Source organism: Thiohalocapsa marina (assembly GCF_008632335.1).
GTDB lineage: Bacteria > Pseudomonadota > Gammaproteobacteria > Chromatiales > Chromatiaceae > Thiohalocapsa > Thiohalocapsa marina.
In genome coordinates this window covers 1-12,439 of the sequence record NZ_VWXX01000027.1, presented here as the reverse complement: position 1 = coordinate 12,439, position 12,439 = coordinate 1, and the positions used below count along the sequence as shown (strand labels likewise).

The 12,439-nt window shown below is 66.4% G+C and carries 14 protein-coding genes; 13 read left to right on the top strand and 1 reads right to left on the bottom strand.

Annotation, left to right across the window (positions count from 1 at the left end):
- The first annotated feature begins 5 nt into the window (after positions 1–5).
- The 6 genes from rfbA to purN all read left to right on the top strand — a co-directional run bounded on the left by rfbA (position 6) and on the right by purN (position 5,519).
- Positions 6–890: a glucose-1-phosphate thymidylyltransferase RfbA gene (gene rfbA / locus F2Q65_RS14345; protein WP_150094101.1), complete on the top strand. Its 885-nt coding sequence runs from the start codon at positions 6–8 to the stop codon at positions 888–890.
- A complete protein-coding gene (gene rfbC, locus F2Q65_RS14340) occupies positions 887–1,447 on the top strand; it encodes a dTDP-4-dehydrorhamnose 3,5-epimerase (RefSeq protein WP_150094100.1) in 561 nt (186 codons plus the stop codon). Before rfbA ends, rfbC begins: the two co-directional genes overlap by 4 nt.
- Positions 1,444–2,442 carry a GDP-L-fucose synthase gene (gene fcl, locus F2Q65_RS14335; protein WP_281291044.1) on the top strand — a complete coding sequence of 333 codons (999 nt, stop codon included), beginning with the start codon at positions 1,444–1,446 and terminating at the stop codon, positions 2,440–2,442. Before rfbC ends, fcl begins: the two co-directional genes overlap by 4 nt.
- An 87-nt stretch (positions 2,443–2,529) precedes the next feature.
- Positions 2,530–3,615 (top strand): GDP-mannose 4,6-dehydratase, encoded by a 1,086-nt coding sequence (gmd, locus tag F2Q65_RS14330; protein ID WP_150094099.1) that lies wholly within the window; start codon positions 2,530–2,532, stop codon positions 3,613–3,615.
- 132 nt (positions 3,616–3,747) lie between these two features.
- Positions 3,748–4,812 carry a phosphoribosylformylglycinamidine cyclo-ligase gene (gene purM, locus F2Q65_RS14325; protein ID WP_150094098.1) on the top strand — a complete coding sequence of 355 codons (1,065 nt, stop codon included), beginning with the start codon at positions 3,748–3,750 and terminating at the stop codon, positions 4,810–4,812.
- A 23-nt stretch (positions 4,813–4,835) separates the two neighbouring features.
- Positions 4,836–5,519, top strand: a complete 684-nt coding sequence (purN, locus tag F2Q65_RS14320) for a phosphoribosylglycinamide formyltransferase (RefSeq protein ID WP_150094097.1) — start codon at positions 4,836–4,838, stop codon at positions 5,517–5,519.
- 146 nt (positions 5,520–5,665) lie between these two features.
- Here the strand turns inward: purN and F2Q65_RS14315 are convergent, their stop codons facing one another.
- Positions 5,666–6,121, bottom strand: coding sequence for a c-type cytochrome (locus F2Q65_RS14315; protein ID WP_342782246.1), 456 nt, complete (start codon positions 6,119–6,121; stop codon positions 5,666–5,668).
- Between the two features lie 246 nt (positions 6,122–6,367).
- Between F2Q65_RS14315 and F2Q65_RS14310 the strand changes: the two genes are divergently transcribed.
- The 7 genes from F2Q65_RS14310 to F2Q65_RS19525 all read left to right on the top strand — a co-directional run bounded on the left by F2Q65_RS14310 (position 6,368) and on the right by F2Q65_RS19525 (position 12,271).
- A complete protein-coding gene (locus F2Q65_RS14310; protein WP_246156238.1) occupies positions 6,368–7,471 on the top strand; it encodes an ABC transporter permease in 1,104 nt (367 codons plus the stop codon).
- Positions 7,468–8,283 (top strand): ABC transporter ATP-binding protein, encoded by an 816-nt coding sequence (locus tag F2Q65_RS14305; protein WP_246156237.1) that lies wholly within the window; start codon positions 7,468–7,470, stop codon positions 8,281–8,283. The genes F2Q65_RS14310 and F2Q65_RS14305 overlap by 4 nt, the downstream gene beginning before the upstream one ends.
- A complete protein-coding gene (locus F2Q65_RS14300; RefSeq protein WP_150094094.1) occupies positions 8,280–9,314 on the top strand; it encodes an MlaD family protein in 1,035 nt (344 codons plus the stop codon). The genes F2Q65_RS14305 and F2Q65_RS14300 overlap by 4 nt, the downstream gene beginning before the upstream one ends.
- Positions 9,315–9,551: 237 nt before the next feature.
- Positions 9,552–10,913 carry a TrpB-like pyridoxal phosphate-dependent enzyme gene (locus F2Q65_RS14295; protein WP_150094093.1) on the top strand — a complete coding sequence of 454 codons (1,362 nt, stop codon included), beginning with the start codon at positions 9,552–9,554 and terminating at the stop codon, positions 10,911–10,913.
- Between the two features lie 86 nt (positions 10,914–10,999).
- The gene (locus F2Q65_RS14290) at positions 11,000–11,698 is read left to right on the top strand and encodes a LysM peptidoglycan-binding domain-containing protein (protein ID WP_150094092.1); all 699 of its coding nucleotides are present in this window, start codon (positions 11,000–11,002) and stop codon (positions 11,696–11,698) included.
- Between the two features lie 197 nt (positions 11,699–11,895).
- Positions 11,896–12,123, top strand: coding sequence for a DUF433 domain-containing protein (locus tag F2Q65_RS14285; RefSeq protein WP_150094091.1), 228 nt, complete (start codon positions 11,896–11,898; stop codon positions 12,121–12,123).
- Positions 12,124–12,130: 7 nt separating this feature from the next.
- Positions 12,131–12,271, top strand: a complete 141-nt coding sequence (locus tag F2Q65_RS19525) for a DUF5615 family PIN-like protein (RefSeq protein ID WP_170265743.1) — start codon at positions 12,131–12,133, stop codon at positions 12,269–12,271.
- The last annotated feature ends 168 nt before the right edge of the window (positions 12,272–12,439 follow it).

Genomic DNA, 12,439 nt, shown 5'->3' with positions numbered 1-12,439 from the left:
GCACCATGAACCGCAAGGGCATCATCCTGGCCGGCGGCTCCGGCACCCGTCTGCACCCGCTGACGCTGTCCATCAGCAAGCAGTTGCTGCCGGTCTACGACAAGCCGATGATCTACTACCCGCTGGCCGTGCTGATGATGGCCGGCATCCGCGAGACCCTGATCATCACCACCCCCCGCGACGCTCAGGCCTTTCGCGACCTGCTGGGCGACGGCCGCCAGTGGGGCATCCGGCTGGACTACGCGGTGCAGCCCGAACCCGGCGGTCTGGCACAGGCCTTCCTCATCGGCCGCGGGTTCGTCGGCTCGGATCCCTCCTGCCTGATCCTGGGCGACAACATCTTCTATGGCGCGGGCCTGACCCACAGCCTCAAGGCCGCCAGCGGCAGCACCGAGGGCGCCACGGTGTTCGGCTACTGGGTCAATGATCCCGAGCGCTACGGCGTCGCCGAGTTCGATGCCAACGGCGCGGTGCTCAGCCTGGAGGAGAAGCCGGCCCGCCCCCGCTCCAACTATGCCGTCACCGGGCTCTACTTCTACGACGGCCAGGTCTGCGACATGGTGCAGGAGCTGCGTCCCTCGCCGCGCGGCGAGCTGGAGATCACGGACCTGAACAACCTGTATCTGCAGCAGGGCCGGTTGCGGCTCGAACGACTCGGCCGCGGCGTGGCCTGGCTCGACACCGGCACCCACGAGTCGCTGATGCAGGCGGCGAGCTTCATCGAGATCATCGAGCGCCGCCAGGGGCTGAAGATCTGCGCCCCAGAGGAGATCGCCTACATGAACGGCTGGATCAACGCCGACGCCCTGCGCGCCGTTGCAGCGCCGTTGCAGAAGAGCGGCTATGGCGACTATCTGCTGAGCCTGCTCGAGCGGGAGGCCGTGCCATGAAGGTCATACCCACCGAGATACCGGAGGTGCTGATCATCGAGCCACAGGTCTTCGGCGACGCGCGCGGCTACTTCCTCGAGACCTGGCAGCAGGAGCGCTATGCACAGGCCGGCATCGACCGCCCCTTCGTGCAGGACAACCAGGCCTATTCCGGTCGCGGCACGCTGCGCGGGCTGCACGTGCAGAACCCCTACCCCCAGGGAAAGCTGGTGCAGGTCAGCCTCGGCGAGGTGTTCGATGTCGCCGTCGACATCCGGCGCGGCTCGCCCACCTTCGGCCGCTGGGTCGGCGTCTTCCTGAGCGGCGAGAACAAGCGCCAGCTCTGGGTACCCGAGGGCTTTCTGCACGGTTACCTGGTCACCAGCGATGAGGCCCTGTTCAGCTACAAGTGCACCGATCTCTACCATCCGGAGACCCAGTTCGCCGTGCGCTGGGACGACCCGGAGATCGGCATCGCGTGGCCCGAGGTCGGCCCGCCGGTATTGTCGGACAAGGATCGGCAAGCGCCGCGGCTGCGCGACTTGCCTGAATCCTGTCTGCCGGAATACGCACAATGATGACTGGAGCCGGTACCCAAGGGCCCATCTACGTCGCCGGTCACCGGGGCATGGTGGGCGCCGCCATCCTGCGCGCGCTGCAGGCCGCCGGCCGGCAAGACATCCTGACCCGCACCCATGCGGAGCTCGATCTGACCGACCAGGCGGCGGTGGAGGCCTTCTTCGCCGAGCAGCGCCCGGCCCAGGTCTATCTTGCCGCCGCCCGGGTCGGTGGCATCCATGCCAATGACAGCTATCCGGCCGAGTTCATCTATCAGAACCTGATGATCGAGGCCAATATCATCCACGCCGCCTGGCGCCAGGGCGTTGAGCGGCTGCTGTTCCTGGGCAGCTCCTGTATCTATCCGCGGCTGGCCGAGCAGCCGATGGCCGAATCGGCCCTGCTCACCGGCACGCTGGAGCCCACCAACGAGCCCTATGCCATCGCCAAGATCGCCGGCATCAAGCTCTGCGAGAGCTACAACCGCCAGTACGGCATCGACTTCCGCAGCGTCATGCCGACCAATCTCTACGGGCCCGGCGACAACTTCGATCTGGCCAACAGCCACGTGATCCCGGCGCTGCTGCGCAAGGTCCACCAGGCAAAGCAGACTGGCGCCGCCGAGGTGGAGGTCTGGGGCAGCGGGCGCCCGCGGCGAGAATTCCTGCATGTCGACGACATGGCGGCGGCCTGCCTGCATGTGATGGGCCTGGACCGAGAGACCTGGCGCGACCATACCGATCCGCGCTGCTCGCATATTAACGTCGGCACCGGCGAGGATGTGACCATCGCCGAACTCGCCCGCGCCATCGCGGACGTGGTGGGGTTCGACGGCCAGATCCGCTTCGACCCTGCCAAGCCCGACGGCGCCCCGCGCAAGCTGCTGGATGTCTCACGGCTGCGCGCCCTTGGCTGGCAGGCCGTCATCGGCCTGCGCGAGGGCCTGAAACACACCTATGACTGGTTCCTGAACAATCAGGACCGGCTAAGAGGAAGTTTGAAGGGTGAAGTTTGAAGTTTGAAGATCTTCTCCAACCGCCTGGCCCTGACAACCGACAACTGACAACTGACAACTGACAACTGACAACTGACAACTGACCACATGAAAAAGGCATTGATCACTGGCGTCACCGGCCAGGACGGGGCCTATCTGGCAGAACTGCTGCTGGAGAAGGGCTACGAGGTGCACGGCATCAAGCGGCGCAGCTCGCTGTTCAACACCGACCGCATCGATCATCTGTACCAGGACCCGCACGAGGCGGATCGGCGCTTCATCCTGCACCATGGCGACCTCACCGACTCCTCGAGCCTGATCCGCATCATGCAGCAGGTGCAGCCGGACGAGCTCTACAACCTGGCCGCCCAGAGCCATGTGGCCGTCTCCTTCGAAGAGCCGGAGTACACCGCCAACTCCGACGCGCTGGGCACCCTGCGCCTGCTCGAGGCCATCCGCATCCTTGGCCTGGAGCAGAAGACCCGTTTCTATCAGGCCTCCACCTCCGAGCTCTATGGCAAGGTGCAGGAGATCCCGCAGACCGAGACCACGCCCTTCTACCCGCGCTCGCCCTATGCCGCGGCCAAGCTCTATGCCTACTGGATCACGGTCAACTACCGCGAGGCCTACGGCATCTATGCCTGCAACGGCATCCTGTTCAACCACGAGAGCCCGCTGCGTGGCGAGACCTTCGTCACGCGCAAGATCACGCGGGCGCTGGCGCGCATCAAGCTCGGCCTTCAGGATCGACTCTATCTGGGCAACCTGGATGCCAAGCGCGACTGGGGTCACGCCCGAGACTATGTGGAGATGCAATGGCTGATGCTGCAGCAGCAGGCGCCCGAAGACTTCGTGATCGCCACCGGCCAGCAGTACAGCGTGCGCGACTTCGTGGCCGCCGCAGCCGAGTCGGTGGGCATCACCATCCGCTGGGAAGGCAGCGGCGTGGACGAGAAGGGCTACGATGCCGCCAGCGGCGCCTGCCTGGTGGCCGTGGACCCGCGCTATTTCCGCCCCACCGAGGTGGAGACCCTGCTCGGCGACCCCACCAAGGCCCGCGAGAAACTGGGCTGGGTGCCGAAGATCGGCTTCCAGGCACTGGTGGAGGAGATGATGCGCGAGGACCTCAAGGAGGCCGAACGCGATGCGCTGTGCGCCCGCGAAGGCTTCCGAGTGCTGGACAGGAATGAGTAGAGCCGCCAGCCGCTGAAAGCTTCCAGCACGCCTAAAGCACGCGCAGTTATCTAATGCCGGAAAATGGCTCCGAAAAAGCTGAAAGCTGGCGGCTGGAGGCTCATATCACCCCTACCCGAGGATTTCCTTTCAATGACCGACAAAGGTTTGAGCTACCGCGATGCCGGGGTCGACATCGATGCCGGCGACGCGCTGGTGCGGCGCATCAAGCCCGCCGTTGCCAGCACGCACCGGCCAGGCGTGCTGGGGGGTATCGGCGGCTTCGGCGGCCTGTTCGAGCTGCCGGCGGGTTATCGGCAGCCGGTGCTGGTGTCCGGCACCGATGGCGTCGGCACCAAGCTGAAGCTGGCCATCGAGCTCGGCCGGCATGACAGCATCGGCATCGATCTGGTGGCCATGTGCGCCAACGACATCGTCGTCTGCGGCGCCGAGCCTTTGTTCTTCCTGGACTACTATGCCACCGGCAAGCTGGACGTCGACACCGCGGCAGACGTGGTGGCCGGCATCGCCGAAGGCTGTCGCCAGGCCGGCTGCGCCCTGATCGGCGGTGAGACAGCGGAGATGCCGGGCATGTACCAGGGCGGCGACTACGACCTGGCCGGTTTCTGCGTCGGCGTCGTCGAGAAGGAGGCCATCCTGACGCCGGAGCGCATCCGGGTGGGCGACGTGCTGGTGGCGCTGGCAGCATCGGGCCCGCATTCCAACGGCTACTCGCTGATCCGCAAGGTGCTGGAGGTGAGCGCCACGGATCCGTCGCGGACCAGCATCCACGGCGGCAATACGCTGGCGGACGCCCTGCTGCAACCCACACGCATCTACACCCGCAGCCTGCTGGCGCTGATGGGCGCCCTGACGCCGCACGGCCTGGCTCACATCACCGGCGGCGGCATCACGGAGAATCTGCCGCGCGTGCTACCGGAGGGCGTCGCCGCCGTGATCGACCTGGACACCTGGCAACTGCCGCCGGTATTCCAGTGGCTGCAGCAGGCCGGGGGCATCGCCGAGGCGGAGATGCTGCGCACCTTCAACTGTGGTGTCGGCATGATCATCGCCCTGCCGGCCGACCAGGCAGACGCGGCCTGCGAGCGACTCAATGCCGCCGGCGAGCAGGCCTGGGTCGTCGGCCGGATCGACGCCGCCGAGGGATCTCCAAGGATTAGCTATGCCGGACGCCTGACCGAGGCCGGACGGGGATAAGCGGCAGGACAAGAAGGGCCATCATGCACTCAGCACACCACCGGCTGCCCGTCGTCGTCCTGATTTCCGGCGGCGGCAGCAACCTGCAGGCCCTGATCGACGGCCAACTGGACGGCAGCCTGCCCGTCGACATCCGCGCCGTCATCAGCAATCGCGCCGATGCCTTCGGCCTGGAGCGGGCGCGGCGGGCCGGCCTGGCGGCGCGGGTCCTGAACCACCGCGACTTTGTCTCCCGCGAGGCCTACGATACCGCGCTGGCCGCCCTGATCGACGAATACGCACCGCAGCTGGTGGTACTGGCGGGCTTCATGCGCATCCTGACGCCGGCCTTCGTGACACATTACCAGGGCCGGATGCTCAACATCCACCCATCGCTATTGCCCAAGTTCCGCGGGCTGCACACCCACCAGCGCGCCATCGACGCTGGCGAACAGGAGCACGGCGCCACCGTGCATTTCGTGACCGAGGATCTCGACGGCGGGCCGGCTGTGCTCCAGGCTCGAGTACCCGTTCTGCCGGAAGACGACGCAGACACCCTGGCGGCGCGGGTGCTGCAGAAGGAACACCTGATCTATCCGCTGGCGGTTGGCTGGGTCGCCGAGGGCCGTCTGAAGCTCGGCAGCGATGGCCGCCCGCTGCTGGACGCCTCGCCGCTGCAGCAGCCCCTGCAGCTGGAACAAGTTCAGTCGTCCGGCTTCCAGTCCTGATCCAGGATGCCTTATGTGAGGAAGCGATTCGAAACCCCTGGCTTCGAATCGCTTGGTGCTCTTTGGCCCCCCCATTTCAGAACAGGTTAGAACAGGTTAGAACAGGCTCAGACCAGGTTCCGATCAGGGGGCAGAAACGCGGTGACTTAGTCGGCGCGGAACTGGTCGTGGCAGGCCTTGCAGGACTTGCCGACGGCGCCGAAGGCGCTCTTGACCTCGGCCTCGTCGCCCAAGGCGGCGACCTCGGCCAGTTCGTTGGCAGCATTGATGAAGTTCATCGCCAGGCGCCCGACCTCTTCGCGCTCGGTGAACATGGACGGCTTCACGCGGGTCTTCACATCGCCGATGTTCTGGTCGGTGCCCGGACCGTACAGGGCGCCCATGCCGGAATTGGCAATGGCACGGATGGTCTCGGCGGCGGCCTGGACCTGTGGCTGGCTGTAGTTACCGTCCAGGTTGGCCTTGATCTTGCCCATGTTCCACGCCATGAAGGCGTAACCCGCCTGGCGGTACTGGATCTGCTCCTCGGGCTTCAGTTCCGCAGCGGTTGCGGTGCCAGCCAGGCCCAGGGCGAGCAGGCCGACGGTTGCGGTACGGATCATTCGGTACATCGTCTATCTCCATGTCATGTCTTAACGAGACGGGTGTTAGGATAATCAACTCGGCGCGCAATTGCACGAACGCGGTCCCGGACCAGGACACTGATTATGTCGGCTGGCCCAGCAGCGAACACCCACCACCCACCCCCGGGTGCGGCCTCGGCGGATTTCCGTCCAGACCCGGCTGAAAGTGGCACCAGCACCCCGGCTGCCAACGCCCAATCTGCCAATGCAGGCGCAACCGGCGCCGTGATCCACTTCGCCGGCTCCTGGCGTCTGGAGCGCCCGCTGCCATCGCTGGACACCCTGCGTGCAACGCTGCAGCGGCACGGGGCGCTGCAGCAACTGCGCTTCGACACCTCCCGCCTTGCGGACTGGGACTCCGGACTGGCGGCTTATGTCGCCGCACTGCAACGGTTGTGCGAGCAACAGGGCATCCACTGCGAACTCGACGGCCTGCCCGCCGGCTTGCGCGCCCTGCTGGCGCTGACCGGCGGTGGGCAAAGGCGCAACGCGGAGGAGGGCATCGCCGGGGAGCACGTCGAAGAATCGCGCTCCACCTTCGTGCGGCGCTTCGGCCTCGACATCATCGACCTGTTCCGCTCCACCGGCGAGATCATGGCCTTCTTCGGCGAAGGGGTCATCGCCCTGCGCCGCTTCCTGCACGGCCGCGCGCGCTTCCGCCGCTCTGAACTGTGGCTGATCATCCAGGAGTCTGGCGCCGATGCCCTGCCCATCGTCGGCCTGGTCAGTTTCCTGGTCGGCATGATCCTGGGCTATATCGGCGACCAGCAACTCGCCCAGTTCGGCGTGCGCATCTACGTGGCCGACCTGGTAGGGCTCGGCACCGTGATCCAGATGGGGGCGCTGATCACGGCGATTGTCATGGCCGGGCGCACCGGCGCGGCCTTTGCCGCCCAGATCGGCACCATGCAGGTCAACGAGGAGATCGACGCACTGCGCACCCTGGGCATTTCGCCAATGGAGTTTCTGGTGCTGCCGCGGATGCTGGCGCTGATCCTGATGACCCCGCTGCTGGCCATCTACGCCGACCTGCTGGGGATCCTGGGCGGGGCCTTTGTCGGCACCACCATCGGCGGCCTGACCCTGACCGCCTACCTGATCCAGACCCAGTCGGCCATCGCCTGGAACCACATCGCCCAGGGCCTGATCAGCGCCACCGTCTACGGTGCCATCGTCGCCGCGTCCGGCTGCCTGCGGGGCATGCAATGCGGGCGCAGTGCCGCGGCGGTGGGCCAGGCCACCACGTCGGCGGTGGTCACGGCCATCGTCTTCATCACCATCGCCGCGGCGGTGCTCACCATCCTGTTCGACGCTGTGGGGCTGTCATGACGGCCCCGGGTGACATGCCCGCAGACGGCGCACCGGATCGGGATCCGGCTCGGGACGGGGCCCAGGTCCAGATCGGCCTGCGGGACGTGGAGTTGCGCTACGGCGACACCCTGGTCCAGCGGGGTCTCAGCTTCGACATCCACCGCGGTGACGTCTTCGTGGTCATGGGTGGCAGCGGCTGCGGCAAGAGCACGGTCATGCGCTGCATCACCGGCCTGCTGGAGCCCCGTGCCGGCCGCGTGCTGATGCAGGCCGTCAGCCTGTGGGAACTGCCACCGGGTCGGCGCACCCGGCTGATGCGTCGCAACGGCGTGATGTACCAGAGCGGCGCCCTGTGGAGTTCCATGACCCTGGCGGAGAATGTCGCCCTGCCGCTGGAGCAGTACACGGCGCTGGACGCCGCCCAGATCCGCGACATCGCCGAGTACAAGCTGGCCCTGGTCGGTCTGGCGGACTATGGCGCGTATTATCCGGCGGAGATCAGCGGCGGCATGCGCAAGCGCGCGGGCGTGGCGCGGGCCATGGCGCTGGACCCCGACACCCTGTTCTTCGACGAACCCTCCGCCGGACTGGACCCGATCTCCGCGCGACGGCTGGATGAACTGATCCTGGAACTGCGCGACAGCCTGGGCACGACCATGGTGGTGATCAGCCACGACCTCGACAGCATCTTTGCCATCGGTGACGATTCGGTCTTCCTCGACGGCATCAGCAAGACCATGCTCGCCACCGGCAACCCGCGCCGGCTGCGCGATCACAGCGACATCGAACAGGTGCGCGCCTTTCTCAACCGGGGCCGGGAGCGAACATGAGCAAACAGGCCAATCCGACGGTCATCGGCGGGTTCGTCCTCGGCGCCCTGGGCCTAGTGGTGCTGGCAATCATCGTCTTCAGCAGTGGCGCACTGCTGCGCGAGCGTGTGCCCATGGTGACCTACTTTCCGGGCTCGGTGCAGGGCCTCAGCGTCGGCGCCCAGGTCCAGTTCCAGGGTGTGCCCATCGGCCAGGTGACGCAGATCGGTGTCGACTACCTGACCGATCGCGAGAGCTTCCGCATCCCGGTGCGCTACGAAATCTGGCCGCAGAACGTGCGCGTGATCAGCGGCCCCGACGACGCCGAGGCGGATGTACGCCAGGTGCTGCAGCGGCTGGTGAACGAGAAGGGGCTGCGCGCCCGGCTGGAGTCGGTCAGCTTCGTCACCGGACAATACCTGGTGAGCCTGAGCCTGAATCCGGACCTGCCCGCGCGCAGCCATGCGCATACACCGGACGGCCCGATCCGGGTGCCGGCGCTGCCGGCAACCCGCGACCGCATGGAAGAGCTGCTGACCAACCTGGACCTGGATTCGCTGGTCAACACCGCCAACGACACCCTGGCGGCACTGCGAGACCTGGCCCAGTCCCGCGCCCTGACCTCCGCCGTGGAGGGTCTCAGCGCCACGCTGAACGAGTCCAGCGAACTGCTGGCCAAGCTCAATGCCAGCTTCGCGCCCCTGCTGGAGCGCGCAGACATGGCGCTGGGCAATTATGCCGAGCTCGCCGCACGCCTGTCCCGGGAGGTGGAGCCGCTGTCGAGCCAGCTGCAACAGACGGCACAGGACCTGAGCGACCTGACCCGCCGGCTCGACGCCCGGGTCGGCCCGGTGGCGGATGCCGCCACCGACGCCCTGCGCGAGACCGGCAACGCCATGCGCGCCCTCGAAGGCCTGGCCGGCGAGGGTTCCTCGACCCGTGCCGCCCTCGACGGCCTGCTCGGTGAGGCGACCCGTGCCGCCCGCGCCCTGTATCAGTTGGCGGACTACCTGGAGCGCCATCCGGAGGCCATGGTCCAGGGCAAGCGCTGAGGAGACGGCGGCGTTTGAACAACCGTCACCCAACGGTCATTGCATGATCCCGGTCTATCCGCCACGGCGCCCGAACTGGCACACTACCCGCACCGTGCGGCCCCGGCAGGGGCGCAACGCGGTGGAATCCGCATCGCCCCGGCCCTGCCGCAGATAGGGTTGCGCTGGCGTCCCCGGCGATCCGATCGCGCCACAGGGACGCCGGCTGCTCGATGACATCATCCCGGAGACAAGAGAGTGAGCGACAGCGTCAAATATCTGCTCGACGAAGAGCACCTCCCCAAGCATTGGTACAACATCAACGCCGACCTGCCCGAGCCCCTGGCGCCGGTGCTGCATCCGGGCACCAAGCAGCCCATCACGCCCGACGACCTGGCGCCCATCTTCCCGCGCGCCGTCATCGAGCAGGAAATGAGCACCGAGCGCGAGATCGAGATCCCCGAGCCGGTGCGTGACGTCTATCGCCAGTGGCGCCCGTCGCCGCTGTTCCGTGCCCGCCGCCTGGAAAAGGCCCTGGATACCCCGGCGCGCATCTACTACAAGTACGAGGGCGTCAGCCCCGCCGGCAGCCACAAGCCCAACACCGCCATCCCCCAGGCCTTCTACAACAAGGAAGAGGGCGTCAAACGCATCACCACCGAGACCGGCGCCGGTCAGTGGGGCTCGTCACTGTCGCTGGCGGGCTCCATGTTCGGACTGGAGATCCTGGTCTACATGGTCAAGGTCAGCTTCAATCACAAACCCTATCGGCGCGCCTTCATGGAGACCTTCGGCGCCCAGTGCATCGCCAGTCCCAGTGACACCACCGAGGCCGGCCGCGCCGTGCTGGCCGAGCATCCGGACAGTACCGGCAGCCTGGGCATCGCCATCAGCGAGGCGGTCGAGGCGGCGGTGCAGCGCGATGACACCAAATACGCCCTGGGCAGCGTGCTCAACCACGTGCTATTGCATCAGACCGTCACCGGGCTCGAGGCCATCGAGCAACTGCAGATGGCCGACGACTATCCCGATCTGGTCATCGGCTGCACCGGCGGCGGCAGCAACTTCGCCGGCCTGGCCTTCCCCTTCCTGCACCAGAAGTTGCGCGACGACCTCAAGACCGAGTTCATCGCCGTCGAGCCCTCGGCCTGCCCGACCCTGACCAAGGGCCAGTTCGCCTACGACTTCGGTGATACCGCGCATCTGACCCCGTTGGTCAAGATGTACACCCTGGGCTCAGGCTTCGTGCCGCCCGGCTTCCATGCCGGCGGGCTGCGCTATCACGGCATGGCGCCGCAGATCAGCCATCTGGCCAGGCTCGGCATGATCTCGCCGCGCTCCTACAATCAGCTGGAATGCTTCGATGCCGGCATCCGCTTCGCCAAGGCCGAGGGCATCCTGCCGGCGCCCGAGGCCAACCATGCCGTGCGCGCCGCCATCCACGAGGCCGAGAAGTGCCGGGAGACCGGCGAGTCGAAGGCGATCCTGTTCAACCTCTGCGGTCACGGCCATTTCGACATGCAGGCCTACATGGACTACAAGGCCGGCAAGCTGAAAGACCTGCAATACGACGAGGGCGAGGCCGCGATGGCCCTGGCCGGGCTGCCCTCGGGCTGCTGACGCAAGCACCGATCCACCGCCGTCGCCCACCATAAGACCCCATAACAGGGCGCGGCGGTGAACAGAACGAGGAGGAGGAACGACACATGGTTTGCCCAACCACCCACGACCGACGCCCCGGCGTCCACCGATCCGGCGCCGTCGCGGCCGGCATCGTCCTGATCCTGGCCGGCGCCGCCTTCAGTGCCGCCGTGATGGCGGAGCCGGCACCGAACCCAGCGCGACAACCGGTACCGGCGAGTGCGGCACCGTCCGCCGCCGATCCGGAGCACCAACCGGAGCAACAGGTGCAGGCGCTGCAGGCCACCGTGGACGCATTGCGCCGCGCCCTCGAACAGCGGGATCAGGAGATCGCCTCCCTGCGGGCCCGCCTCGACGCCCAGCTCGACGCAGAGGCCCGGCTGACCGAGCATCTGCAGCGGCTGCGTGCCCGCCTGCCCGCCATAGAAGGCGGCAGCCTCACCGCGGCCGAGGCCCGCGCACGGGCACAGGATGATGCACGTCGCCTGCTGGAGCTGGTTCGCCAGGGCCAGGGGATCAACAATCCGCAATTGCGGCGGCAGCAGCTGGAGGCCGAGATCGCGCTGCACCGCAGCCAGTTCCAGCTGGCCAGGGCGGACGATGCCCGCACTGTCTACCGGGTGCGTCCGGGCGACTCGCTGAACCAGCTCAGCCTGATGTTCTATGGCGACGCGGACCGCTGGGACGGGCTGTTCGATGCCAACCGGCACGTGCTGGAAGACCCGTACCAGTTGCCGCCCGGCGTGACGCTGGTGGTGCCCTGACGGATTACCGAGTCAGCCAAACCGAAAGCTCAGGAGCAGCGCTCTTGGCGCGCCGGATGCTGACAGCCCAAGACGGGGGCAGCATCCTTCGCCAGCCAAGGTTCGGGTCAATCAGGGTCGAGTAGATCACTGCGACCATTTGCAGCGCGTTCCATGTGACGCCGGCCGGAATACATGCAGCGTTCGCGGAGAGATTGATGACGTATGCCGAAAGAATTGTGATTGAACCAGGCAAGCGCGCGGGGCGTCCGGTCATTCGTGGCCTGCGCATCACCGTTTACGATGTGCTCGGCTGGCTTTCCAGCGGCATGAGCGCGGAGGACATCATCGAGGATTTCCCTGAGCTCGAGCGAGAAGACATCCAGGCCTGTCTCGGCTACGCTGCAGATCGTGAGCGAATGGCTGCAACGATCAGTGGCGACTGACCCAGGCATGAAGTTGCTGCTCGACGAAAATCTCTCACGGCGCGTCGTACCTTTCCTGCAGGCTGATTTTCCTGGATCAAGTCAGGTCGCGCTGGAGGGGCTTGAGCGAGCCGATGATGCTGCAATTTGGGATTACGCGAAGATCTAGCCAGTCTCATCAGCTTGTTGATATCGAACAAGCGCGAGATCGTGCGCGTACTGGGCGACGCGTCGACAAACTGTCTCGAGTTGAAGTAAGACACGATTCAGAAATAACCTACACGGATGCACGGTAGGGCGGATAAGCGAAGCGCATCCGCCACAGGCCACAACGGCG